The sequence below is a fragment of the Leptospira langatensis genome (assembly GCF_004770615.1).
Taxonomy (GTDB): Bacteria; Spirochaetota; Leptospiria; order Leptospirales; family Leptospiraceae; genus Leptospira_B; species Leptospira_B langatensis.
Window position 1 is genome coordinate 558,767 of sequence record NZ_RQER01000001.1, and the last position, 25,007, is coordinate 583,773.

At 44.7% G+C, this 25,007-nt stretch carries 21 protein-coding genes; 16 read left to right on the forward strand and 5 right to left on the reverse strand.

Going from position 1 to position 25,007, the window contains the following annotated elements; all coding sequences use genetic code 11:
* Positions 1-51: 51 nt before the first annotated feature.
* From EHO57_RS02470 to EHO57_RS02485, 4 genes are all read left to right on the forward strand, one after another.
* Positions 52-3,633: a SpiroCoCo family coiled-coil protein gene (locus EHO57_RS02470; RefSeq protein WP_135647179.1), complete on the forward strand. Its 3,582-nt coding sequence runs from the start codon at positions 52-54 to the stop codon at positions 3,631-3,633.
* Positions 3,634-3,874: 241 nt separating this feature from the next.
* Entirely contained in the window at positions 3,875-4,108 is a 234-nt protein-coding gene (locus EHO57_RS02475; protein WP_010515511.1) for a hypothetical protein, read from the forward strand.
* Between the two features lie 7 nt (positions 4,109-4,115).
* Positions 4,116-4,871 (forward strand): type I methionyl aminopeptidase, encoded by a 756-nt coding sequence (map, locus tag EHO57_RS02480; RefSeq protein WP_135647180.1) that lies wholly within the window; start codon positions 4,116-4,118, stop codon positions 4,869-4,871.
* A 13-nt stretch (positions 4,872-4,884) separates the two neighbouring features.
* The gene (locus EHO57_RS02485; RefSeq protein ID WP_135647181.1) at positions 4,885-5,808 is read left to right on the forward strand and encodes a DUF350 domain-containing protein; all 924 of its coding nucleotides are present in this window, start codon (positions 4,885-4,887) and stop codon (positions 5,806-5,808) included.
* 2 nt (positions 5,809-5,810) lie between these two features.
* Here the strand turns inward: EHO57_RS02485 and EHO57_RS02490 are convergent, their stop codons facing one another.
* The gene (locus EHO57_RS02490) at positions 5,811-6,173 is read right to left on the reverse strand and encodes an LIC_11502 family protein (RefSeq protein ID WP_135647182.1); all 363 of its coding nucleotides are present in this window, start codon (positions 6,171-6,173) and stop codon (positions 5,811-5,813) included.
* A 17-nt stretch (positions 6,174-6,190) separates the two neighbouring features.
* Between EHO57_RS02490 and queG the strand changes: the two genes are divergently transcribed.
* The 4 genes from queG to rfaD all read left to right on the forward strand — a co-directional run bounded on the left by queG (position 6,191) and on the right by rfaD (position 11,241).
* Complete coding sequence (gene queG, locus EHO57_RS02495; RefSeq protein ID WP_135647183.1) at positions 6,191-7,129, forward strand: tRNA epoxyqueuosine(34) reductase QueG; 939 nt, start codon at positions 6,191-6,193, stop codon at positions 7,127-7,129.
* 218 nt (positions 7,130-7,347) lie between these two features.
* Positions 7,348-8,478 (forward strand): A/G-specific adenine glycosylase, encoded by a 1,131-nt coding sequence (locus EHO57_RS02500; RefSeq protein WP_135647184.1) that lies wholly within the window; start codon positions 7,348-7,350, stop codon positions 8,476-8,478.
* 21 nt (positions 8,479-8,499) lie between these two features.
* Positions 8,500-10,257 carry a UbiD family decarboxylase gene (locus EHO57_RS02505; RefSeq protein ID WP_135647185.1) on the forward strand — a complete coding sequence of 586 codons (1,758 nt, stop codon included), beginning with the start codon at positions 8,500-8,502 and terminating at the stop codon, positions 10,255-10,257.
* Between the two features lie 15 nt (positions 10,258-10,272).
* Positions 10,273-11,241 (forward strand): ADP-glyceromanno-heptose 6-epimerase, encoded by a 969-nt coding sequence (gene rfaD, locus EHO57_RS02510; RefSeq protein WP_167882321.1) that lies wholly within the window; start codon positions 10,273-10,275, stop codon positions 11,239-11,241.
* Between the two features lie 33 nt (positions 11,242-11,274).
* On the opposite strand, the gene EHO57_RS02515 is transcribed toward rfaD, so the two are convergent.
* The 3 genes from EHO57_RS02515 to EHO57_RS02525 all read right to left on the reverse strand — a co-directional run bounded on the left by EHO57_RS02515 (position 11,275) and on the right by EHO57_RS02525 (position 13,504).
* Positions 11,275-11,577, reverse strand: a complete 303-nt coding sequence (locus tag EHO57_RS02515; RefSeq protein ID WP_100769362.1) for an ArsR/SmtB family transcription factor — start codon at positions 11,575-11,577, stop codon at positions 11,275-11,277.
* 468 nt (positions 11,578-12,045) lie between these two features.
* Positions 12,046-12,816, reverse strand: a complete 771-nt coding sequence (locus EHO57_RS02520; RefSeq protein WP_135647186.1) for an SDR family NAD(P)-dependent oxidoreductase — start codon at positions 12,814-12,816, stop codon at positions 12,046-12,048.
* The gene (locus EHO57_RS02525) at positions 12,800-13,504 is read right to left on the reverse strand and encodes a histidine kinase (protein WP_135647187.1); all 705 of its coding nucleotides are present in this window, start codon (positions 13,502-13,504) and stop codon (positions 12,800-12,802) included. The genes EHO57_RS02520 and EHO57_RS02525 overlap by 17 nt, the downstream gene beginning before the upstream one ends.
* A gap of 265 nt (positions 13,505-13,769) precedes the next feature.
* Between EHO57_RS02525 and recN the strand changes: the two genes are divergently transcribed.
* From recN to EHO57_RS02565, 8 genes are all read left to right on the forward strand, one after another.
* Positions 13,770-15,476: a DNA repair protein RecN gene (recN, locus tag EHO57_RS02530; protein WP_135647188.1), complete on the forward strand. Its 1,707-nt coding sequence runs from the start codon at positions 13,770-13,772 to the stop codon at positions 15,474-15,476.
* 129 nt (positions 15,477-15,605) lie between these two features.
* Positions 15,606-16,211, forward strand: coding sequence for a MotA/TolQ/ExbB proton channel family protein (locus EHO57_RS02535; RefSeq protein ID WP_135647189.1), 606 nt, complete (start codon positions 15,606-15,608; stop codon positions 16,209-16,211).
* A 2-nt stretch (positions 16,212-16,213) separates the two neighbouring features.
* Complete coding sequence (locus EHO57_RS02540; RefSeq protein ID WP_135647190.1) at positions 16,214-16,678, forward strand: ExbD/TolR family protein; 465 nt, start codon at positions 16,214-16,216, stop codon at positions 16,676-16,678.
* A gap of 98 nt (positions 16,679-16,776) precedes the next feature.
* Positions 16,777-19,674 (forward strand): BamA/OMP85 family outer membrane protein, encoded by a 2,898-nt coding sequence (locus EHO57_RS02545; protein WP_135647191.1) that lies wholly within the window; start codon positions 16,777-16,779, stop codon positions 19,672-19,674.
* A 9-nt stretch (positions 19,675-19,683) separates the two neighbouring features.
* Positions 19,684-21,900, forward strand: a complete 2,217-nt coding sequence (locus EHO57_RS02550) for an ATP-dependent helicase (protein ID WP_135647192.1) — start codon at positions 19,684-19,686, stop codon at positions 21,898-21,900.
* Positions 21,901-21,959: 59 nt separating this feature from the next.
* The gene (locus tag EHO57_RS02555) at positions 21,960-22,397 is read left to right on the forward strand and encodes an LIC11625 family surface-exposed protein (RefSeq protein ID WP_135647193.1); all 438 of its coding nucleotides are present in this window, start codon (positions 21,960-21,962) and stop codon (positions 22,395-22,397) included.
* Positions 22,398-22,410: 13 nt separating this feature from the next.
* On the forward strand, positions 22,411-23,262 hold the full coding sequence (locus EHO57_RS02560; protein ID WP_135647194.1) for a 3'(2'),5'-bisphosphate nucleotidase CysQ family protein: 852 nt from the start codon (positions 22,411-22,413) through the stop codon (positions 23,260-23,262).
* A 12-nt stretch (positions 23,263-23,274) separates the two neighbouring features.
* Positions 23,275-24,420, forward strand: a complete 1,146-nt coding sequence (locus EHO57_RS02565; RefSeq protein ID WP_135647195.1) for a glycosyltransferase family 4 protein — start codon at positions 23,275-23,277, stop codon at positions 24,418-24,420.
* A 179-nt stretch (positions 24,421-24,599) separates the two neighbouring features.
* On the opposite strand, the gene EHO57_RS02570 is transcribed toward EHO57_RS02565, so the two are convergent.
* On the reverse strand, positions 24,600-25,007 hold the full coding sequence (locus EHO57_RS02570) for a hypothetical protein (RefSeq protein ID WP_135647196.1): 408 nt from the start codon (positions 25,005-25,007) through the stop codon (positions 24,600-24,602).

Below are 25,007 nucleotides of genomic sequence, written 5' to 3' on the forward strand. Positions count from 1 at the left end.
ACATAATTCTATGAAAGGATTTCTTCACAGAATCTTCTAAAAACTCAAAGTATGGGCCTAGAACTCCTTTTACCTTTTTTAGCCAGTGTAGGCATTACTATCCTCCTTCGCAGGATGGACAAGTCGAATTATAAGCTGAGCCAAATCAAACGTTATACCGGCAAACTACAAGAAGAACTGCAAGAGATCGCATTAGAAAAGGTCCAGTCCGTAAAGGATTCCGGAATCGAATTAGAGATCACTCTTAAGCAGACCCGCAAACTTGCAGACGATGTGAAGTCCTTAAACGAAGAATCCAGGCAGTTACTCGAGACAATTCGTTCCAATCGGGATTTCTTGAACGCAGTCACATTAGATCTGAAAGAAGTAGTGCATCTATCTTCCGATATTCGCCAAGAGTCCCAGGCAATCCAAGATGGTTTGGGTAGATTGGAGCTTGGCAAGAAAGAAGTGCATGCGATCGGTTCTCGGATCCAAGAGATCCGCTCCGAAGCGGAGATCCTTCTAGAAGCATTTCAAGAAAAGCTAAACTTCCGCTCGGACGATATTTTACAGTCCTTGGCTTCTAAGATCGTAGAATTAGAGGGTCTTCTGGAAGTGAAAGCGGATCGGATCGAGTCGGGCCTAAGCGAATTGGGAGACGCGTACAGGCAAAAACTGGAAATCCAAACCAAGTCCTTATTTAATGATACCGTTGCTAAAGTGGATCTTGCAAGAGAAGAAGTACGTTCCCTTCTCGAATCTGTAGAGGCAAAAGAAGAAGATCTGGATGCAAGAACCGATAGAATGCAAACCGCATTCTTAACTGTTTCCGAAAAACTGGATCGTCTTGAGACCAGAGTAGACGAGAAAGCGGAACTCGCCGACCGCAAATTAGAAGAGACATTCGCTAGGAACGAAATGGCTCTATTACAAAAATACGATCAAGTATTAGAGCAAGTCATTCATTCCAAGGAAGCATTCTTAAACGGAGTCCGTATCGAGATAGAGGCGATCCGAAAAGAGATAGAAGGCATGAGCCTGGAAACTCTTACCAGAAGGGACGAGATCCTGAACGAGACCCGTAGACAGGCCGAAGGCATCAACGACTCTATCAATATTTTCCAAGAGAAGTATCTAGAGGCCGAAAATAAACTCTTAAAGCAGGCCGATTCTCGCAAGGCCGAGCTCATGCGTCAGATCGATACGTTCGAGGATGAGTTCAATCGGATCAGTAGCAGTCTTCGTAGCGAAGCGGAAGATCTGAGAAAAGAGATCCTGACCGGGCTCAAGGAATTCCATTCCGCATTAGAAGTCTCTCGTTCGGACGAAGAAAGGAAATCCAAGTCCCGTATCGAACAGATCCGCGAATCCCTCGAAGAAGAATTAGGAAAACTACATGCTTCCAATTCGGATCGTTTCCGCACTGAATGGGAAGAGATCCGAGAGAATATCAGAGGATTTAACGTACAAGTCTCCACTCGAATGAAAGAGATGGACGAATACGTAAAAGGAGTCCGTTCTTCCTTAGAAGAGGAACTGAGAGCACTCCACGCTTCCCACTCGGAACGCTTTAGAGGAGAATGGGAAGAGATCCGTGAGAACGTGAGAGTCTTCGACGTACAAGTTTCTACTCGTATGAAGGAAATGGATTCTTATGTAAAAGATATCCGAGAAGCCGTAGAGAGTTCTGCCGCAGATATCATTTCGGAAGCGGAGTCCAAGGTAGGGGATATAGGCGGAATAATAGAAGAAGAATTCCGCAAAATGGACAGAAGGTTCGAACATTTCTCCCGTTCCTGGGAAGACGAAGTCCAATCCCAGAAGGGCCATACCATGGACGCGATCCGTGGTTTGGAAGAAAGACTGGGGCAGATCCATTTCAAGGGCGCGGAATATCTGGAGGAATTCTCCAAATCCTATGCAGAGCAAAAGGATAAGATCGAGGAATTCGTTTCCAAGTATAAGACGAATTTCAAGCAAGATGGGGACGAGATCAAAGAAGAACTCCAGGTCCGGTATCGCGAGCTGAAGGCCGAAGCACAAAATGTAGTGGATTCTGTAAAAGTCGAATATTCCGCAGTTGGGGAAAGATTGGAGAATCTGATCCGCAAGAACGAGAAGATCCTAGAGATGCAAGCGGATCGGGTCCGTACTTCCACAGAGGCTCAATTGGAAAAAGCCTCCGATCAAGCTAAGACTGTATTAGAAAAACTCAAAGAATCGGGTCAGGAATTCTTCGAAAGACAGGAAGAGAAGATCGATCGTCTGAACGACACAATAGATTCCAAGATCAATAAGCAATTATCCGCACTCTTAGACAAGGGCCAGGTCCAACTAGGCCAACTAGAAGATAGGATCGCAAAACATCTCGCCGACGTGAAACGAAATCTAGAAGAGGCTCTCTCTTCCGGCTTGAAAGAAAGCGAAGGTCAGATGAAGGACTTCCAAAACCAGGTGAAGGGTCTTCTGAAAGAGACCCAAACTTCTTCCGAAGAATTCCTGCGTTCCGGAAGAGAAGAATTCCAGATCGCCCAGAAAGAATACAGGATGCTGCAAGTGGATCTTCGCAAGGATCTAGAAGAGATCAGAGATGCAAAGCAATCCTTGTTTACAGAATTAGAAGAAGAAGCCGACAAATTACGTTCCTCCGTAGACGAGATCTCGGAGAGAATGCAAGAAGCGGAAAAACGCTCCGCTCTCTTCTTAGAAGTAAAAGAGATCATAGAACGTTCCGAAGAATTTGTTTCCCAAATGAAGGAAGGATTAGAAGACGCAAGTCAGACCGAGAGGATCTACGAGGATCTGGATACGAATATGACTCGTCTTCGCAATTTACAGGACAATCTAGAGTCCCGTATTTCTAAGGCGGAAGAAAGAGAAGTGGAAATACTTTCCATCGAAGAAAAGGCAGAAGTCCTGAAAGAAGAATTCAGCCGTATGATGGAAGAATCTTCTCAATGGAAGGAAACACATCGTCAACTCGTGGAAGCAGGAGAGCGAGCTTTCGAGATGGAATCCCGCTTCCTGGATCTGGAGGATCGCTTAGGTAGAGTGATCGCAGTCAGAGAAGAGATCCGACAACTGGATGAGGATTCACAGGATCATAAGGAAAATGCAAGTAAGGTCGCTCAAAAGATCAGAGAGATGGAGAAGGATATCTCCGTTCTGGAAGCAAGAGAGAAAGAAGTCGGAGAGACTTTACGCCGCACCGACGAAAGACTAGAAGTACTTGCAGGAAGAAAAGAAGAGATCCTTTCCGTAGAAGCCAAGTTTGACAAGATCGAAGACCTCATGTCCGAACTAGGGGAGCGCCATAAGCAGATCAGCACTCTACAACAGAGACTGGACGATATGAAAGAAGGCGCTCTCAGTATGAAGGAAGACCTAGAAGGATTGTTAACCGAAGCGGAAGATACCTTCGAAAAACTTTCCGCCTTCATGGATGTGGTCCAGACGAATATTTCCAAGTCAGGAAGCGGCAAGTCCGGAAAGCAAACAGAGAAAGATCCGTTAGTAACCCGCAAAAAGGCAACTGTCTTAAATTTATTTCATAATTTCCATTGGGCTCCCGAGACGATCGCGGAGAAACTAGGGCTAGAGACTTCTCTAGTGCAAACGATAATTCAGAATGAGGCGGTCAAAAAGGGATGATTTTTTTCTTGACCAGGGATTTTTTCCCCAATATGTCTCGTTCCCACTTGTATCATACGATATGCAAATAGTTTCATGGAGTATAGCTTTTCATTATTAAGAAAAGAATGAAATTATCGAGAGCTAATCCGAAAATGATTCCTTTTTTCGAGGGGTCTGGAAATGTATCGTAAGTCAAATTCGATACGTTCCGGAAAGTCTCGGGATGGAGAAAAAGGAGAAGCTCCCAAAGCTCGTTCGTATGGTACAAAAAAAGAAAACTACTGTTAAGAGGAAGAATTCCATGGCTCAAAGCGCTGAAAAGGATACCCTCATCGTCGCAAGCAAGGTAAAAGCTTACATCAAATCTAAAGGCTTTATGACTTCCGGAGACGCAGTCGACGGCTTAAATGAAAAGCTGTACGGGCTGATCGACGATGCACTGAAACGTACCGAGGCGAACAAACGCACTACGGTTAGACCAACCGACTTCTAAGAGATTCTTGATCTACATCAAGAACAAGACTGAAATCGAGAAAATGAGGGCGGCCGGCAAGTTAGCCGCCGCACTTCTGGACTACATATCCGGGTTTATTAAACCTGGAGTTAGTACTCTCGCTATTAACGATCTCTGCGAAGAATTCACGAAAAAACACGGGGGAAAATCTGCTCCCCTGGGCTACAAAGGTTTTCCGAAATCTGTTTGTACTTCTATTAACGAAGTAGTATGCCATGGGATTCCCAAGGCAACGGACATCTTGAAAGACGGGGACATCGTGAATGTGGATGTTACCCCGATAGTGGATGGTTATCATGGAGATAGCTCCAGGACCTTCATTGTCGGGGGCAAAGCTGCTCCCGAAGTAGAACGTCTTGTCAAAGACGCGGAACGTGCCATGTGGATCGGGATCGAACAGGTCAAACCTGGCAATCGGGTCAGTGATATTGCAAACGCAATCGACGACTATCTTACTCCGAAAGGATATGGTATTGTTCGAGACCTAATGGGTCATGGGATAGGCCGGGGATTTCATGAAGAACCTCAGATCCCTCACTATCGTTCCAATCGTAAGCTCACAAAATTAGAACCAGGAATGACCTTCACTATCGAGCCGATGGTGAACCTAGGAACCTGGGAAGTAATCTTCTCCAAAAAGGATGGTTGGACGGTAACCACTCGAGATGGAAAATGGTCCGCTCAATTCGAACACACGATTCTCGTCACAGAAAAAGGCTATGAAATTTTAACCCTGGCGTAGTAAGCTGGCGGGCATGGATTTCGTTTGGAAATATCTTTCTGTCCTAGGAAAGGACCTGGCCTTCTTCGGTTTAGGTTTCTTCATCTTTTATATCGGTAAGAAGATCAAGGACTGGACGGAGCCTCGTAAACTAGACGAGGAACTGGTAAAGTCCGATAATAGCGCCTTGGCCTTAAACCTTTCCGGATATTATCTAGGGATCATCGTCATCTTTATTACTATCGTTTCTCATCCAGGCGGAGGGAACGACCTCCTCGGCGATCTGTTTCAGGTAGGTGCATTCTCTTTCTTGGGAGTGATCCTTCTACTTATCTCGCAAAAGATCAACGATGGATTGATCTTGGGCGGAATAGACGCACAAGAAGAAGTATATGAAAAACGTAATATGGCCGTGTCCTCCGTGCTTTTCGGCGGGACAATTGCGAGCGCGTTCTTTATCACCGCCGCTCTGAATGGGGATATAGGGGAGAAAGTTTTTCCGAACGGACTCGGCCTTGCAATCTCTCCCATGTTAGAGAAAACGATCATAGGCTCGATCCTATCCGTTATATTTTTTTCGATCGGACAGATCGGGATGATCCTATTTTCCTTCTATTATAAACTTTGGATCCCTTATAAACTTAAGGTAGAGCTGGAAGAAAAACAGAACCTGGCTGCGGGAGTTGCATTTGCAGGAGCACTTCTTGCCATTGGCATTTTATTGACTAGAGCCTTGTTTAGAGAATTTGAGTCCCTTTGGCATACTGGGACCCTTCTTCTTTTGGATCTGGGACTTTCCTTCATTGTGATCCCGGTCCTACATTTCTTTGCGGACTGGGTCGTATTGCCCGGTTCTACTTTAAAGGAAGAGATTGAAAGGGATCAGAATTTCGGGGCCGGCCTTCTGGAAGCAGTGGTTCTCGTCTCCTTCTCTGCGATCTTATTCTTTGCGGTTTAAGCTTAAAACAGATCGTGGGACGAATATAACTTCCATTCTAGGTGATACACCTTCTTGATCCCGAAATTGCAGGCCTCTTGTAGGACCATTTTTTCGTTTGGCTCTTCGGAGAGAAAAGTATAGACTTCTGTAAGCTCTTGCACGATCTCTTGGAAGATATGCTTATGCGTAGGAAGAAAGGGAGATAGCCCTCTTTCCGAAAAACCTCTGAGAGCGCCTAAGAGTCCCGCAAGAAGGATACGGCCCAGAGGTCTGGCTCTTTCTTTCGGAAGATCCAAACCTGCTTCCTTGGCGGCGGCCAAAAGCTCAGTGAGTGGGATCCCTCCTGAGAGGGAAACGAGAGATGTATCTTCTCCTTCCTGCATAAAGAAAGTGTACGAGTATGGTCCTCGAAAGTAAAGAACTTCTAGACGAACTTCGACCAATCGCATTCGCAAACGGATTCCAATTATTCGGTGTGAGTCCTGCTCTTGTTCCTTCGGTGGATAAGGAGAATATTCTGCATTGGGTACAAGAAGGCCGCCATGGAAAGATGGATTGGTATCCTAAGAATATGAATCTTAGGCTAGAGCTCGAGGGTCTTGGTTTCAAACCGGAATCGGTGATCGCGCTGGGCGCTTTATACAATGATCCGGAATACGATGCTCTGGATCTTCCGTATCGTTTTTCCAGATATGCTATGGGAGAAGATTATCATTCCGTTCTGCGTAGGAAAGCTCTATGCTTATTGGATTTCTTACGTACTAAATATCCGAATCAAAAATTTAGACAGGGAGTGGATTCTCTTCCTGTTCCTGAAAAAATTTTAGCCAGAGAAGCCGGCTTAGGTTGGATCGGAAAGAATACGAATCTAATTCACGAAGAATACGGATCCTTTTTCTTTATCAGTTTGATATTCACGGATCTTCCTCTTCAATTTGTGGCCTCTCCTGCGAAAGATAGATGCGGCACCTGTAGAGCCTGCATCGATTCTTGTCCGACGGGAGCCTTGGAGCCGTATCGTATCGACGCTCGTAAATGTATCTCGTACAAGACCATCGAAGATAGATCGGAAGATGTGGATTCCTTGCACGGTTGGGTGTACGGCTGCGATATTTGCCAAGAGGTCTGTCCCTGGAACCAAGTCAAGGCCCGCAAGAAGGGTTGGAAAACGGAGATGGCAGAATTTAAGATCCGGGATCTATTCAAAAAAGATAAACTATCGGATCTCAATGAGAAGGAATTCCAAGTTTATTTTCAGGATTCCGCCGTGAGTAGGATCTCTTACAAACAGATGAAACGGAATCTAAACACGTTAGGCAGAGAGTCCTCCGGATCTTAACGTTTTAGAAGCTTTCACTTTGAGATCCGGAATGAACAAGCGGCAGCGATGCGTAGATCTTTAGTCCAGGCTTTTAGCCTGGATGAGCGTAGCGAAATCGAAGCAGCGCGGCCCGAGGGACGCGAGGGAGCCGCCCAAATAATTTGTAGGAATTCCTAAGGATCTGATTCGAAAAACTCCTTTTCTCCCTGGAATAAAAGGCTTGGATAGTCAGATACATGCCCGCAGGTCTGAAACAAAAAGATCCGATTCTAGAGATCCAAGAGTTCGATCCTAAAACGAATCTTAAACTTAGGAATTGGTTCTTGAAAGAAAAAAGAGACCTGCCTTTCCGTAAGAACAGGACTCCTTATTCTACTTGGGTGAGCGAGATCATGTTGCAGCAAACAAGAGTTGCAGCTATGCTTCCCTTGTACGAAAAGTTCATGGCTCGCTTCCCGAAGCCGGAGGATCTTGCCTCTGCAGAAGAAGAGGAAGTCTTTCGGTATTGGCAAGGTCTTGGATATTATTCCCGAGCTAAGAACCTTTTGGCAGGGGTTCGCAAACTAGTAAACGAGTTTCGTGGAAAATTCCCTGAGACTCTGGAAGAAGCGCTTTCCCTTCCCGGGATCGGTCCTTATACTGCCCGGGCCATTCTATCCATTTCTTATAATTTACCTTTTGCCGTTTTGGATGGAAATGCAAAGCGAGTCCTTTCCCGTCTTGCGATGTTCCGAGAGTCGGGACCGAAGGCGGATCCGATCTTGCAAAAGATCGCAGATTCCTTTTTGAACCGGGACTTTCCCGGCGATCATAACGAAGCGGTCATGGAGCTTGGGGCCAGGATCTGTATTCCAAAACCTTTATGTACCCAATGTCCTCTGCAAACGGATTGCATCGCCTATCAAAACGGGGTCCAAGAGAGCATTCCGGAAACGGAGAAGAAGAAAAAGGAAATCCCTTTGGATATCCGATTCTATATTCTTAAAGGCAAGCAAGGCATTCTTCTTGTCCGTTATCCTGAGAGAAGATTCTTCAAAACCATTTATTCTTTGCCATTTTCCTTTGAGGGGAAAAATCCCTACGAGCCGGATCCTGTTTTGGACTGGGACTTAAAGACTTCGGATCTAGGGATCAAGTTTAAGCATACGATCACTCATCATAAGATCCAAGGTTTTGTTTCAGAGACAGAATTGGATGCTAAGAAGGAAAAAAGGATCCTGGAGGATTTTCGTAAAGCCCGTCCTTCGATAGAGATCAAATACTGCCATTGGAGAGATCTGGAAACAGAGTTTCCTTCTTCTATTGCTAAAAAGATCAAGCAGACATTGGCAAAGAATGGAGCCGTTCTGCCCGGTCTGGAAAATTAAACTTTTATTAAAAGGTAAACTATGAGTATCCGATCCACAGCCGATTTCGTAAAAGAACTTTCTAAGAAGGGTGAGCTTTTGGAGATCCGTGAAGAGGTGGATCCCATTTTGGAGATCGCGGAAATCCAAAGAAGGGTGGTTGCCAAACGAGGCCCGGCGCTCTTATTCTCGAATGTAAAAGGTTCTCCTTTTTCCGTGGCTACGAATCTGTACGGCTCCGAGAATCGGATCAAGATCGCATTCGGGGAGAATCCGGAAAAGTTTATTCAAAAATTAGCATATTCCGTAAAACATCTTATGCCTCCCACTCCTAAGAAAGTATGGGAAGCGAGATCCTTGGCTTGGACCGCCCTTAGAGTAGGTCTTCGTAAGGTAAGCAAGGCTCCTGTACTAGAAACAGAATTAGAAGATCTGAATATTCTTCCCGCATTGAAATCCTGGCCGAAAGACGCCGGAAGATTTATTACTCTTCCCTTGGTGTATACGGAAAGTCCTAAAACCGGCAAAGGGAATCTGGGAATGTATCGCATCCAATTTCACGAACCGAAGCTGACAGGGATGCATATCCAAATCCATAGAGGGGGAGGCTTTCATTATGCGGAAGCAGAGGCCGAAGGAAATTCCCTTCCCGCTCATATCTATGTAGGAGGTCCTCCCGCTCTTACGATCTCTGCAGTGGCTCCTCTGCCGGAAGAGATCAGCGAATTCTTACTTGCTTCTCTATTAATGGGAGAACGCTTGCAGATCACAAAGAAGAAGGGAATTAGCACGTTGCCGATCGTGGCGGACGCGGACTTTGCACTCATAGGAAAGATCCCGCCTAAGATCCGTAAACCGGAGGGTCCTTTTGGGGATCATTACGGATATTATGCGCTGAAACATGACTATCCCGTGTTCCAAGTAGAAAGGATATTCGCTAGAAAGAATGCGATCTGGCCAGCCACTGTTGTCGGACGTCCTCCCCAAGAAGATCATTGGATCGCCGAGTATTTGCAGCATCTTCTTTCCCCTATGTTCCCGATCGTAATGCCTCAAGTAAAAGGTGTTTGGGCGTATGAGGAATCCGGAGTGCATTCTCTCGCTGCCGCCATCGTAAAAGAAAGATATAAGAAAGAAGCGTTTATGGGAGCTCTTCGCATTTTGGGTGAAGGGCAACTGTCCCTGACCAAATTCCTAGTAGTGACGGATCAGGAGATCCCTCTCCAGGATTTTAGAAAGACCTTCCTTGCTGCGTTAGAGAGATTCCAACCGGAAACGGATCTGCATATCTTCTCGAATATTTCTCAGGATACCTTGGACTATACTGGGCCCAAGGTGAACGAAGGAAGTAAGGCAGTTCTTTTAGGTGTAGGACCTAAGACCCAAAAATTGAAGGAAAAGATCACAGGGACTTTAAAGAATTCTAAATTTAAGAATCCTAAAGTATATTGCCCCGGGGTCTTGGTCGTTTCCGGACCCAAATTTAAAAGAGGGGACGGGGTAGCAAAGGCTCTCTTGAAAGAAGGGATCGTAAAGGATTTCACCTTTGTTTGTATCGTGGATAATTCGGAAGAAGCGGTCCGCTCCGATCACGATTTTATCTGGAACGTATTTACTAGGTTTGAACCTGCTGCGGATATTTATGGGAACACGGAAACGATCCGAAACCATATTTCGTTCCGCGGACCAATCGTTATAGATGCAAGATTAAAGGACTGGTACCCTCCCGTTTTGGAAGAGGATCCTAAAATCGCGAAGCAAGTGGATACTAGATTTGGTAGACTAATTGATTCGCTTTAATCGAATGGAGAGAGTATGTCGATGAAACGAGTGATCGTTACCGGTGGAGCCGGCCTGATCGGAAGCAATATCGTTCGCCTTTTGAATGAAAAAGGAATTTCGGATATTTTGGTCGTGGACCATTTAGGTACTTCTTCTAAATGGAAGAATCTTAGAAATTTGGAATATTCCGATTATCTGGAAAAGGAGGAATTCCTCCAGAAAGTACAGAAAGGAAAGATCGTAAAGGATTACACTCATATTTTCCATTTGGGTGCTTGCTCCTCCACTACGGAGACGGATGCTTCTTATCTGATCCGAAATAATTTCGAATATACCAAGATCCTGGCAGAAGAGTCCTTGAATCGGAAGATAAAATTCCTGTATGCCTCTTCTGCTGCTACGTATGGGGACGGGAAATTTGGCTATGACGATCAGGCCGATATTCATCCTCTCAAGCCTTTGAATATGTACGGATATTCCAAGCAGATGTTCGATCTATATGCTCAGAAGAAGGGATTCTTACATAAGATCACCGGTGTGAAATACTTCAATATTTTCGGTTTTGGAGAGGCTCACAAGGGAGATATGAGATCCGTTGTCTTGAAAGGTTACGATCAGATCCTGACCGAGGGAAAGCTGAGACTCTTTAAATCCTACAAACCGGACTATAGGGACGGGGAGCAGAAGCGGGATTTCCTATATGTTAAGGACGCCGCAAAGATCAGCCTCCATCTATTAAAGAAAAATAAATTTGGTTTATATAATGTGGGAAGGGGAGTCGCGGAGACCTGGAATGACCTGGCTGGGGCACTTTTCAGCGCATTGGGAAAACCTGTGAACATAGAATACGTGGAAATGCCGGAATCCTTGCAGGCAAAATACCAGTATTTTACGAAGGCGGAGACTGCGAGATTGCTAGAAAGCGGCTACCAGGAAGGTTTTACCGACTTGAGAACGGCAATAGCGGATTACGTTTCCTTGTTAAGGAAGGAAGAAGAGTAAAAGGGGTTCTGTCGAACCCCCGCAGTTCATGAATTACTTAGAGAAGATCTGAAGTAAGGATTTTGCAAAAGCTTTGAATTTTGCGTCTTTGATCGAGTAGAAAACTTGATTAGAGACTTTCTTGCTGCCTAGGTAACCGGCTTCTTTCATTTTGCTTAAATGTTGAGATGCTGCCGATTGGCTGATGCCTAACGCATCAACTAACTCGCCTACGCTGTGTTCTTTTTTAGAAAGATGAAGTAATATTTTCAATCTGTCCGGATGCGCTACCGCTTTTAAGCCGCGGATAGTAGAGTCCAGATGAGTTTTCTTAATGTCTAACTTTTGGGCTGCCATAGTCTGCCTTCTGTTGTATTTGAATCCATTCTACTATATCTTAGGAAATTTACAAGGATTTACGAATCCAATCTCAAATTTTTGTAAAATTATCATTCGTGTAAATTATGATATAATTATGGAATTCGGAACAAAATAATTTATTACCAAAAAGACGTTATCGAATGCCTGCTCGAGCGCTTAAGATAAATATAAACAGTCGAGTTTTATTATATTTTCATATTTCTTATTCGTTCCTTTAAAAAAATGAAAAATTCTATATTCTAATGTTCGGATAGACTTCGGGGATTATTAGATTCTTTGAATTTATTAAAAAGATAATTCAATGTTAAAGTTAGTACGAGGCATGCTCCTATTTTCGAACGAGTTAAATTAGAAAAATTGAAAATTGAAGGCAAAAGTATGGAAGAACGGAAGCAGAGAGGATTAGGGAATCGATCGATTCCCTAATAGGAAGCGTTAAACGATTTAGATCTTCACGCCTCCGGATATTTCTAGAACTACTCCGTCCACCAAATCATTCTGAGCAATGAATACAGCAGTACTAGCAATCTCATCCGGCCTTCCTAATCTTCCGATCGGGATCTGAGCCTCCCATTTCTTAAGAGCCTCCGGATTCATATCCTTCATTACCATTTCCGTAGCGATAAAGCCGGGAGCGATCCCTGCTACTCGGATCCCGTAACGGCTGAGTTCCTTGGCCCATAAACGGGTCATAGCGGCTACTCCCGCCTTAGCAGCGGAATAATTGGTCTGGCCCGGGTTTCCGTGCATAGAAACGGAAGCGATCGGGATGATCACTCCCTTGGTCCCATGATTTACCATTTGAACGGCCGCTTCTCTACCGGTTAGGAATACACCTGTGAGGTTTACGTCTATGACGGATTGCCATTCCGCCAAAGAAAGCTTGGAGGCTACCTTTCCAGTCTGTTTATCCGCTTTGATCAGAAGACCGTCCCTGAGAATGCCGGCATTGAGCACGGCAATGTCTACGGAGCCAAAGGCAGAAACCGCATCCTGCATGAGTTTCTCGGCGTCTTTTTCCTTAGAGACGTCGGTTTGCACTGCGATGACTTTTGCGCCCAAGGCCTCGATCTCTTTCTTAGCGATCTCTAATTTTTCCCCGGAGATATCGGATAGTACGATATTGGCTCCCAATTTGGCGAAATGGATCGCCATTTCCTTGCCTAAGCCTCCGGCCGAACCGGTGACTACAGCGGTCTTATTTGTGATTTCCAACTTGGTTGATTTCCTTACTTCTAATGGTTACGTATTTATCGGTGAAAGGGATCTCTACTCTGGCGACTGTTTCCGAGGCCTGGGTTTGGATCCGGAATAGGTTCGGATCGATATTCTCGCTCTTGAGAAGGATCATAATAAGAGCGATCCCAAGTCCGGCTCCTTCCGTATTGTCCATATTGTCCATATAGAACTCGGCAATATCGTTGTACTCCATTGCCTTTCTCATCTTCTCCCGCATACGAGCCTCTTCGATCTCGATTACGGGAGTATTATTTACGACTTCTACTACCAAACCTTCGGTTGCGTAGATGATATTGATCTTAACGAATACTCCTCTCGCTAAACAGCGCTTTCCGTATTCGTCTGCCATCTTTTCGGAGAAGTTCTCTTTGAACTTAGCAAGACCGCTATCGTAATGCTCCGCGTTACGGATATCTAATCCTATGTCTTCGAAGAATACCCGTTTCTGATTCGCCTTCACTCCGTTGATCGCCATCTCTTTCGTGATGGTATAAAGCATTTCGATGTATCTGGACTGTCCTAGTTTTTCCAGAACTTCCGTCAGGATCCTCAGTACATACTTCTCCAATTTGGAGTTCATGCGAGAGGATTGAACGGAGATGCGGGAACGATTGCGGATATAGTCAGAGAGCTGGGCGTCTAATTGTTTAAAGCTTTTTGCCATGCTCGTCCTTCGGAGGAGAAAATCGAAACCTATTCTTTCCTCTCGGACGAATCAGGCAATCAAAAATCCGATTTCGCCGGATTACAAGCCTTCTCAGAGCGATTTCGTCCTTTGCATTCTATTGGAAACTTGTTTGTAAAGTTTCTTTAAAATACTCCTTCGCAACTCCGATCGGAGCGGAATGAAATTTATGAATACTATACAAAAAAATAGTTTACAAAAATTTATAAGTAAACGAATATTAAGGTATAAATAAGGGGGCTCTATGCTTCAAACGCTTTCTATTCGAGATTTTGCTTTAATCGATTCTGCTCAAATTGATTTGAGATCCGGCCTAACTGCGATTACAGGAGAAACCGGTTCCGGTAAGTCCTTACTCTTGGATGCTATATCCTCTCTTCTGGGGGGAAAGAGTAGTGCGATGGATATTCGAACTGGTTCGGACAAGTACTGTCTCGAAGCCGCTTTTGATATTTCCAATAATCCGAGTGCAAAGCAGTGGATCGAGGAGCATGGATTTCCTCTCAACGGTCCCTCTCTAGTGATCAGAAAGGAATTTTCTCGGGATGGAAAGACCAAGATCCAGATCAATCATTCTCTTTCTTCTGTTCAGGTGCTTCGAGGATTGGGCGAATTGCTCTCCGAAGTACATAACCAGAACGACCAGATCCTACTCTTGGACAAGACCCAGCAGTTGGATATACTGGATTCCTATGCCGGGCTCGTTCCTTTGAGGGGAGAGGTGCGAGAGGGCTTTCTTACCTATAAGAGCCTCAAAAAAAGGCTAGAAGAATTGGAGATGAACCATGCGGATAAGAACCGCAAGAAAGAGATCCTACAGTACCAGATCGAGGAGATCCATGGCGCCAATCTGAAGGAGGGAGAAGAAGAGGAACTCTCTAAGGAAGAGCATCTTCTTACCCATGGCGAAAAGTTGGCAGAGAACCTGGATCTGATCACCGGGTATTTGCATGAAAGTGAATCTTCTATTTTGGGATCCTTTCCTAAGATCTTGGCCGCTTCCGATAAGATCAAATCCTTCAGTACTTCTTTAGAAGAGATGGATTCTTCATTAAAAGATGTTTATGTAACCATTCGAGAGATCAATGCCAGTGCCCAAGACCAAAAGGAAGAGGTCTTCTTCTCTCCGGAACGTCTCTCTCATGTGCAATCCAGACTGGATCTGATCCAAAAATTAAAGAAAAAATACGGTTCTTCTATTTTAGAGATCTTAAATACGAAAAAGAAGGCAGAAGACGAACTGGCAGCTCTAGAGCAGAATCTGGATTCTAAAGTATCTTTAGAGAAGGAGAGGAAAAGAGCGGCAGACAAATTGACCCAATTGTGTCTGCAATTGTCCAAGGCAAGAAGAGAAGTCTTAAACCGCTTCGAAACCAAATTGAAATCTGAATTAGAAGTGCTCGGAATGCAAGGTGCCGGTTTGCAAGTGGTGCTTCGTTGGGAAACAAGTGCGGAAGGAGAAGTAGAAGCACAAGGAAAATCTTATTTAGTAAATGAGTATGGATTGGATCAGGCAGAATTCTACTTCAGTCCGAATCCGGGCGAAAAACCAAGGCCTTTACGTAAGATCGCTTCCGGTGGAGAGATCTCCAGAGTGATGTTGGCCATAAAGAGCGTATTAGGTTCCAATTTTGATGGAAAAGTTTTAGTTTTTGACGAGGTTGACTCCGGTCTGGGTGGAGAGATCGCTTTGGATGTGGCAAAGAAATTAAGAGTCTTATCCAAAACTCATCAGATCATCCTAGTTACTCACCTGCAGCAGATTGCGGCGGCGGCAGATCACCATCTTTTAGTGAGTAAACATATAAAAGACGGTCGAACAATCTCCGAAGCAGAATTCTTAGGAATGGAAGAGAGGACGTTGGAACTTGCGAGGATGATCTCGGGTCAGAACATATCTAAAGGCGCTCTGCATCACGCAAAGGAATTGCTGAAAAAAAAGGCGGTATAAAAAACCGCCTTTCTCGCATTTTTACTGAGTGGATTTTCCATACGGTCAAAAAGAAGGCATTCCTTTTAAAAATCGTTTGGCAGGGACAGCCGAGTTGGAAACCCTACTCCTTGGAGAACCTAAGCCGACATGATCCTTGCTAAAACAGATTCTTTGGTTTCCATTATTCCACCGGAAACCATCCCTATTTTGATCCTTCTTGTATCTATTATAGGATTTACAATTATCATTGAAAGGCTGATCTTCTTTTCTCGTTGGAAGTCCATTTCTCCGGATGATTGGAGAAGAGTAAAAGATCTTCTGAGAGAAAAGAATTACGACTCCGCGGCTGATCTGATGCGGAGCCTGAGCCAGGGACCGGTTTCTCAGGTTTTACAAGCGGGGATCGCTCAATACAAACGAAGCGCTTCTTCTGTTGACGACGAATTTATTACCCAGGGTTTAAATCAGATCCAGAGAATGGAAAAATTCCTTTCTCCTTTGGCAACGATTGCAACGATCTCTCCGCTGCTCGGAGTACTCGGGACAGTACTTGGGATCATTCGCTCCTTTGCAGAAGGGTCCGGAACCAGAGGGGCCGAAGTAGGGATCAGTGAGGCATTGATCACCACTGCTATGGGACTGGGAGTAGCTATTCCTGCGTACATCTTCCATAACTTCTTCCAAAAAAGAAAAGAAGATGCGATTGCAGAAATGGAAAGCTTCTCCGAGCAAGCGCTTAGGTTTTTGAAATAATCATGAAATTCAGAAAGTGGAGTCGGGGAGAAAGCGGTTTAAGAGCGGGCCAGATCGAGCTTGCTCCGATGATCGATGTGATCAGCTTCATCGTGATCTACTTTTTGATGAATGCTACTTTGGAAAAGGCTACCGTGATCAAGGTGGAGCTTCCTCGATCTTCCAATTCCGCTCAGGAAAAGAAAAAAGACGAACTAGTGATTACCGTAAATAAGGACGGTAAGATCTTCTTAGATAAAGATACAGAGCCGGTTCCGTTAGAGAAATTAACGGAGAAGATCAAGATCTTCAACGGCACGAACAGTGGCGAAGAGAAGGACAAGAAGGACTCGAGTAAAAATAGAGTAATTATTCGCGGGGATGGCGGAGCAAATTACCAAACAATTGTAAAAGTGATCGATAAAGTGAATGAAGCCGGTGTCACAAGATTCAATCTTGCAATGGTACGTCAGCCTGGAGGTCAGTGATTCGTTTTCCTGAATCGAGACCTCTTGCGTAAAGAATATATCACCACAAGCTTACAATTAAATTTTAAAATAGCCTGTAGGCGATTTCTAAAAGACTCTTGAAACGAAAAGCACAGATCAGTAAGTTATTCGCCGTATTCTGTTTAACGGGCTCCTTCTTTTTCTCCGGCGAAATATCCCAATTGCTCTCTAAGAAAGGAGATTACTTCGGTAAGATCGTTAAAGAGATCAAATTCATTGGGAACAAAAACACCTCTGACTCAGAGATCGATTCGATGATCGAATTGAAAGTGGGAAAGACTCTCACTCGCGGGATCATCGATCGGGATCTAAAGACCTTATTTGCCTCCGGTTTCTTCTACTTCATAGACATCCAAGCCGAAGAAATAGACGGAGGGATCCGTGTCGTTGTTGAGCTCAAGGAAAGACCGCGAGTGAAAGACGTGGAATTCGTAGGTGCCGACGAAGTATTCCCAGCTGACTTAAGAGAAAAGATGCCTCTAAAGGAAAACGAGGTAATCACTCCCCAGAAAGTCGCAAAATCCAGGGACTTAATTCTTCAAAAATATAGGGACGAAGGTTTCTTTCTTGCTTATGTGAAAGTGGAACTTGGAAAACCGGATCCAAAAACCAACCTAGTCAGGGTTCGATTCATTATTGACGAGGGCGAAGAGATCCCGGTCGCAAAGATCAATATCTACGGGAACGAAACCGTGGAGACCTCCGAACTTTTGGGTATTATGGACTTGAAAGAGGAAGGTCTTTTCGAAGGCGGGAATTTCAAAGAAAGTTCATTCGAAAAAGATAAAGAAGTCGTCCAGGCCTATCTTCGAAGTAAGGGTTATTTGGATTCTGAGATCGTTCGAGAAGGGACGAACTGGGAGATCCATTGGGAGAATCCGGAAACTAAGAATCGACGCGTTATCATAGTAAACATCAAACTCTACGAGGGCCAGGTCTATTACTTTAACGGCTACACTGTCTCTCACGATATGACTACGGATCCTGAGGGAAGACCTATTTTCTTGAACAAGGAAAATAACCCGGTGGATACTCCTAAGGATAAACTGAAACCTCTTTTCACCGTTCCAGAGTTGGAAAAGACCTTGGATTATAGCGAAAAGGATGTGGGGGAGATCTTCGACGAGACCGTGTTCTCCAGGGATAGGGGAGCGATCAACGAACTCTACGGTTCCAAAGGGCATATCTTCGCTCAGGTCATTCCCCGCCGTAAAATAGTCTCCTTGGACGAGGAGAGTTTGCAGTATTACGAGAACTGCTATTCCCGCAGAACCGATCTGGAAAGAAAGATCTGCGAGGAAGAATACAGACAATTAAGTATTCGTAAATTACGAGAAATTTATAATAGAAATCCTGAATTGAGAGGAAGGAAATTCGTCCATGTGGACTTTACCGTCCGCGAGAATAACCTGGCTCAGATCGAGAATGTGATCATCAAGGGAAATAAAAAGACCCAGGACAAGGTGATCCGAAGAGAACTTCTCTTTAAACCGGGAGATCTATTTGACTCCACTCTGGTTAACCGCTCAAGGGAAAGGATCTTTAACTTAGGTTACTTCAAGGAAGTAAACTTCAATATGAGGCCGGGCTCGGACGATACCAAGATGAACCTGGTGATTGAAGTACTGGAGCAGCCGACTGGAACTGTTTCCATGGGTGGTGGTTATGGAACTATCACAGGATTTACCATCTTTACGGAGATCGGAGAGAATAACTTGAACGGAACCGGACAAAAGGTTTCCGGTCGTTTGGAGTTCGGTCCATATCGTAGGTCATTTACTCTGTCTTGGACGGAACCTTGGATGAATGATACTCCTTGGTCTCTTTCCCTTTCCATGTTCTACTTCTCGCGGACCATATTCTTAGGTTCTACTTCTACGATCTCTATTTCGGACAGTACGACTGCGCCAACTGTAGAGAATGCGACATACGATAACAACGGTTTGGGATTGACTTTCGGTCTTGCTCACCGTCTGGGAACGAACTGGACTCACTTCCACCGTTATACTCCCGCGTTCTATTCTTATTCGAATCCGACGGCTCTCGTTTCGGATACCGTTCTTGCAAACGTAAGACGCGGTTGGCAGTTCCGTTCTCAGCTCACGAACGGTATCTCTTATGATATTCGGGATAACGTGTTTGCTCCTACTCGGGGATACGATCTTCTACTTCAGGTAGATAACGTCGGTCAGCTCTTGGGAGGAAGGTCTCACTTCGATCAGTACAGGATCCTGGGTGAATATTATCATACTTGGTTCGACTTTACCTTTGGCGGTTTGATCCGAAATAACGCGCTTAGAAGATGGAGAGTAGTGCAAGAGTTCCGATCTTCAAATACTTTCATCTTCCAAAGGGCGCCTTTTCATGGTTCTCATAGCCAGGATCCAGTGCAGAATCCATATATCTATCCTCAGGATTTACTCATCATAGGTGGTTATGAATCCTTGCGGGGTTGGTATTATAACGACGCCAAATTCCCGACAGAGTGGAGGGACGGTGCTCAGAACCGTATTCTTTTCGATACGGAGTTGCGATTCCCGATCGAGCCTAGCTTGCTTTGGCTTGTCGTCTTCTTGGACGGGGGAGCTTTGTACGAACAGGTCAACCGTTTCGTAGGAACTAAAAAAGATTACTTCGATAATTATGATAAGAATAAGGAAGCTGCCATCCAAGCAAATCCTCTGGGTTGGTACATCCAAAACAACTTCAATCCATTGAACGGACGAAAGGCTGACGTTACCTACGACGACCTGAATAACCCGGCAAGACTTGTGCTATCCGCGGATAACGTCGCATTCGATAGGATGAGATATTCTTGGGGAGTGGGTTTAAGGATCCAGATCCCCGTTCTTCCTCTACGTATTTACTTTGCGCAAAAGCTAAGACCGACCGGAAACTTCTGGGCTCCCTTTGCTCAATACGAATCGGATCATGCATTCCAGTTCGTATTCGGTATCGGGGACTACCGGTTCTAAGAAGTCTTTATGCAAGACCTTCTTCAGGGCTTGAATGGTCCGCAGGCGGCGGCGGTCTCTCGTTTAGAAGGACCGGTGCTCATTCTCGCCGGAGCGGGTTCCGGAAAAACCAGGGTGATCACTCATAGGATCGCAAATCTGATCCTGAACAAAAGAACGGATTCCATCTGCGCCTTAACATTCACAAATAAGGCCGCTGCGGAAATGCAGGAGAGGGTGAGCCATTTGGTGCCTTCTCTTCCTTTTAATGTACAGATCAAGACGTTTCACTCTCTCTGCCTTTATATTTTACGAAGAGAAACAGCTCATCTAGGTATGAGCTCGGGATTTACTGTTTACGATTCCGTATTACAAGAATCCTTAATTAAGCAGGTTATTAAGGATCTTCATGAGGATCCGAAGCAGTACAAGCCTTCTTCCTTGGTCGGGATCTTTTCTTCTTGGAAGGATTCCATGATGGATCCGGACGGGTATGTCAGAAAGGAAAACTTCTCTCACCGTTCTCAGATGATCTCCTCTATTTACGAGGAATATGAGAAGAGAAAGAAGAAGAACCAGGCCATGGATTTTGGGGACCTGATCTTACGCACGGTACAACTCTTTCAGGAATTTCCGGATGTATTAAAGAAATACCAAGATCGTTGGAATTATATCATGGTGGACGAATACCAAGATACGAATAAGACCCAATACACATTGGTCCGACTTCTTTCCGGAGAAAGAGGGAATCTATGCGTGGTTGGGGACGACGATCAGTCCATTTACTCCTGGAGAGGTGCGGATATTTCGAATATCCTGAATTTTGAAAAGGATTTCCCGAATGCATACGTAGTGAAGTTGGAAGAAAATTACAGATCCACTTCCAGGATCATCCGAGCCGCTTCCAAAGTGATCTCTAACAATAGCGATCGGAAAGAAAAGGAATTATTCACGAATAATGAAGAAGGAGAGATCATCTCACTTTCCGAATTCGAGAATGAAAGCGAAGAAGCAACTTTTGCAACCAATAAGATCGAACTAGGATATAGAAGGGGAAAAGAATATAAGGATTTTGCAATATTCTATAGGACCAACGCACAGTCCAGGTATTTTGAGGAAAAATTAAGATCGGCGGGGATCCCATATAAGATCTTCGGAGGATTTAGGTTCTTCGATAGAGCGGAGATCAAGGATATGATCGCTTATCTGAATGTGGTTGCGAACCCATTGGATTCCACATCTTTATTAAGGATTGTGAATACTCCTCCTCGTGGTATCGGCGAGGCCAGTCTGGAAAAGATCCGGGAATTCTCTCTCCAAGAGGGGATCTCTTTCTTGGAAGCGATCGGACATGCCAAACTTCCCTTGAAGAAGGCCGGCCTCGGAAAGGCAAAGGAACTCTATAATCTATTCCAGGACCTGATCGAAAAGAAAGAGAAGGGAGAACTTCCCTCCAAGATCGCCTTAGAGATCATAGAAAGAAGCGGCTGGGTAGAATACATGGAAAGAAATTCCCATGACGAGGAAGCGGTTTCCAGAGTGGAGAACGTGAGGGAATTCGTGAACTCCATCGAGGAATATGAGACAAGAGAGGATTCTCCCAGTCTCGAAGAATATTTGAATCAGATCAGCCTTCTCACTTCGGAAGAAGACACCGCCCAGCTTACGGACTATGTGCATTTGATGACTGTGCATAATGCGAAAGGATTGGAGTTTCCTACGGTATTCATTACAGGTTTGGAAGAGGGGACCTTCCCGCATTTGATGACCCTGGAAGAACCGAACGGGGAAGAAGAAGAGAGAAGACTTTTTTATGTGGCTCTGACCAGGGCTAGAGAAAAGCTATATATCAGCTATTGCAGGACTTCCCGAAAATTCGGAAAAGTAGAACCTCGGATCCCTTCTCGCTTTTTGCCGGAGATCCCGGTAGAATGTTTCGGAGAAGAAGGGCCGCTTTCCCGCAAAGGGGTCAGACGACCGGAAGGTCCTCCTACTGCCTCTGCCGGAGCCTACCAAAGCTATCAGCCGAAACCTAGAGAAACTTCCTATTCTGAGCCGGAACAATCCGGCGCACCATTAGGAGAGGAAGCCGAGATCCGGGAGGGGGACAGGGTCAAGCATGCTCAGTTTGGGGCTGGGATCGTGATTTCCGTGCAAGGAACAGGCAAGAATCGAAAGGTAAAAATCAGGTTCGGGGCCCTGGAGAAAAACTTTTTCCTTGCATATACTCCCTTAGAGAAATTATAACTGGGGGAAAAGTTCCTCCCCTTAAATACCGATACTATATTAGGAACATAGGAGAAACAATGAAACGGATCGTAATACTAGCCCTGTCTATCTGCTTGGCGAGTCCTTTGTTTGCTGGTAAGGTCAGCGGTTTAGTAGAGGAATTCAATAAGGTCGAAGAGTTCAATAAGAACAGAAAGATCTCCGACGCTTCCAAGAAAGCGACCCTTGAAAAGAACCTTCTCTCCGCAATGAAATACAGCCTTCATCGCAAATACTTGGATTATAAAGAATATACCAAGGACCTAAAAGCGGATTCCATCCAATATGAGCCGCAAAAAGGGACTTACGGTGTCTACGTAAAATACAAGACTTATATTGTATTTTATAATTACTTAATGGATCCGGAGATCTATCTCCAGACTCCGATCAATGAAGTGTTCTATTTACGTCCGGAAAATTTGGACGAGGAGCCTCATAGCGACGAGAAAGCCGGCCAACAGCCTGCCGGAAAATAGATCCATACATCGAATGCGATTTCCGGAAGAAGCGGAGACCGTTTCTAAACTTGTTCTGGAAGCAGCCGACGAGATCCTTTCCATCTATGGAACGGATTTCGACGTGATGGAGAAATCCAAAGGAGATCCCTTGACTCAGGCGGATCTCCGAGCAAACGAGATCATTGCGAACGGGATCCGAGAACTTCTCCAGGATCCTGTTTACTCCGAAGAAGAGTCCACATTCTCCCCTAAAACCAAAGCCTCTCGCGTATGGATCCTCGATCCGATAGACGGGACAAGAGAGTTCGTAGCAAAGAACCCTGAGTTCGCGATCAGTCTAGGGCTTGTTGAGAACGGAAAACTTGATTTTGGGATCGTGATGAACCCGGTCACCGGTGAGTTCTTCTGGGGAAGGGCCGGCATAGGTTCCGGATATGTAATATTAGAAACTCCTTATAAAGATCGGAAGATCAATTGGGACGACAGATCCAAGTTTTTAGAAGATGCAAAGCCGGAAGATCCGAACCAAATACTTGTATCGGTATCCGAAACGAGAGACAAGCTCTTTCAGAATATTCACTACGGAGAAAGATTCGTTTTGAAGGCTAAAGGCTCCATTGCTTATAAACTAGCCTTAGTGGCAGTGGGAAAATTCCCGATGACATTGTCCTTGCGTCCCAAGAACGATTGGGACGTGGCAGGAGGGATTGCGATCTTAAGAGCCTCCGGAGGATTGGATCTTGAGATTAAATCAGGAAAGGAATATCCTTTCTTAAGTTCCAAACTTGGGATCGGATTGATCGCCGGAAAAAAAGAGATCGTGCAGGAGTTTTGGAAGGAATTTCAAAACTCTATGCAGTCATCCGTAAGAGAACGTTGGTAAAAGGATCTTTCTTTGAAGGAAAAGAAAAATAAGGATCGAAAAATCTTTCGGATCGCAGTGGATGCTAGGCCATTATCCACTCCTGTTTCCGGAGTAGGAAAGCTTATCACATCCGTACTTAGGGGATTCGATTCGGATACCGACTTCGAATTCCTTTTGTTTTCCCATAGACCCATTCATGAAGGATATTCAGAACTATTAAAGAATTCGAATATAAGAGTCGTAATAGGAGATGGGCCTTTCGCGAAGAAGGGTGGTTTGTATTTCGCGTTTTATCTTCCCTTCCAGCTTCGAAAACATAAGATCGATCTTTTTTGGGGGACCCAGCAGGTATTTCCGTTGTTCTTGCCAAAGCAGGTCCCGGGAGTTCTGACCTATCATGATTTCGTAGCCTATCGTTTTCCGGAAACAATGAGGCCGATCGCAAGGCTACAGCAATTATTCTATCTCAGAAGAAGTATCCGAAGAGCGGACTTTGTGCTCGCGAACTCGGAATTCACCGCAAAAGAACTGCAAACGTATTATTCTTTTCCCAAGGAAAAGATAGAGATCGTATATCCGGGCTATTCCCCCAAAGAGATTGTTCATCGAAAGACTGCTCCCACAGAGAGGACAAAGAAACTTTCCAAGAGATTCTTTCTCACCGTTTCTACTCTGGAACCGAGGAAGAATTATCAAATATTATGGAAAGCATACCAGGCCTTGCAAAAAGAAAATCCAAAATTCCCAGGAATTTGGGTGCATGCAGGGAAGGCAGGTTGGGAATCCCCTGAATTTCTAGAAGAATTCAAAGAGGCCTCCCAGAAAGGGAGTTTGCATTGGATCGATTCCGCAACCGAGGAAGAGCTACAGTATCTGTATTCGAACGCAGACTTGTTCTTATTCCCATCCATCTATGAAGGATTTGGTATCCCCTTGTTGGAGGCATTGGCTTATTCGATTCCTTGTATCGTTTCCGATCTGGAAGTCTTTCGGGAGATCGGAGGGGAGTCTTGTTTCTATATTTCGCCCGATTCGAAAATGAATTGGAAGAATTCAATTTTAGAATATTATAAAAAACCTAAAAAGCTCAAAAAACCGGATCTGAAGAAATTTGAAAGGACAGTTTCTGTGAAAAAAACCAAAAAGATCTTTTTAGATCTGTTGTCCCACGAATAGAGAATTGTGTAGGAACTCCATTAAGAGTTTTTGAAGAGAGGGCCCCCGCCCTAGTTCGGGTGGGGGGAGTGGCTCGTGGGTTTACGAGATCCCGTATATCATAAAATCGTCTTCTACGCGAGCGAAAAAATTACGAGTTCCCGCGTTGTAGGAACTCTTCTTTTACGTTGTAGGAAGATTTATCCGAAGAGCCTTGCCAAAAACCCTTTTTTCTTTGCATGTAAGATCCCGGAAAAGGGGATGTCGAGGTCGGACTTCCAATGCATATGGAGCCTATTCCGATCTAATGCTTGGAAATAGACTTGGTCTTTCTCATTCGGTTTCCATTCGAATAGATCTTCCTTTCTGTTCCAGGTATCGTCGGACCACGTATTGCAAGAAAGGAGTTTCGGTTCCTTCTCCCCTAGATCTTTTAAGAGCAGGCCTTTTTTAAGATCGTAGCGAAGAGAGATCTTTGGTGCATTTGTAGGAGTAAAATTCGGATCCGGGTGAGAAGAAATGCCGAGGCCTACAAATTGTTTTCCTTCCAAATAGACTTGGAATTCCTCGAAGGTATAAAAGTAATTATAGATCCGATTCTCTTCCAC

Excerpts from the sequence above, each read along its gene's own strand:
- EHO57_RS02555 (WP_135647193.1), top strand. The coding sequence starts at position 21,960 with ATGAAACGGATCGTAATACTAGCCCTGTCTATCTGCTTGGCGAGTCCT.
- recN (WP_135647188.1), top strand. The coding sequence starts at position 13,770 with ATGCTTCAAACGCTTTCTATTCGAGATTTTGCTTTAATCGATTCTGCT.
- EHO57_RS02505 (WP_135647185.1), top strand. The coding sequence starts at position 8,500 with ATGAGTATCCGATCCACAGCCGATTTCGTAAAAGAACTTTCTAAGAAG.
- EHO57_RS02540 (WP_135647190.1), top strand. The coding sequence starts at position 16,214 with ATGAAATTCAGAAAGTGGAGTCGGGGAGAAAGCGGTTTAAGAGCGGGC.
- EHO57_RS02500 (WP_135647184.1), top strand. The coding sequence starts at position 7,348 with ATGCCCGCAGGTCTGAAACAAAAAGATCCGATTCTAGAGATCCAAGAG.
- queG (WP_135647183.1), top strand. The coding sequence starts at position 6,191 with ATGGTCCTCGAAAGTAAAGAACTTCTAGACGAACTTCGACCAATCGCA.
- EHO57_RS02535 (WP_135647189.1), top strand. The coding sequence starts at position 15,606 with ATGATCCTTGCTAAAACAGATTCTTTGGTTTCCATTATTCCACCGGAA.
- EHO57_RS02490 (WP_135647182.1), bottom strand. The coding sequence starts at position 6,173 with ATGCAGGAAGGAGAAGATACATCTCTCGTTTCCCTCTCAGGAGGGATC.
- EHO57_RS02560 (WP_135647194.1), top strand. The coding sequence starts at position 22,411 with ATGCGATTTCCGGAAGAAGCGGAGACCGTTTCTAAACTTGTTCTGGAA.
- EHO57_RS02525 (WP_135647187.1), bottom strand. The coding sequence starts at position 13,504 with ATGGCAAAAAGCTTTAAACAATTAGACGCCCAGCTCTCTGACTATATC.
- EHO57_RS02470 (WP_135647179.1), top strand. The coding sequence starts at position 52 with ATGGGCCTAGAACTCCTTTTACCTTTTTTAGCCAGTGTAGGCATTACT.
- rfaD (WP_167882321.1), top strand. The coding sequence starts at position 10,273 with ATGTCGATGAAACGAGTGATCGTTACCGGTGGAGCCGGCCTGATCGGA.
- EHO57_RS02550 (WP_135647192.1), top strand. The coding sequence starts at position 19,684 with ATGCAAGACCTTCTTCAGGGCTTGAATGGTCCGCAGGCGGCGGCGGTC.
- EHO57_RS02475 (WP_010515511.1), top strand. The coding sequence starts at position 3,875 with ATGGTACAAAAAAAGAAAACTACTGTTAAGAGGAAGAATTCCATGGCT.
- EHO57_RS02515 (WP_100769362.1), bottom strand. The coding sequence starts at position 11,577 with ATGGCAGCCCAAAAGTTAGACATTAAGAAAACTCATCTGGACTCTACT.
- EHO57_RS02485 (WP_135647181.1), top strand. The coding sequence starts at position 4,885 with ATGGATTTCGTTTGGAAATATCTTTCTGTCCTAGGAAAGGACCTGGCC.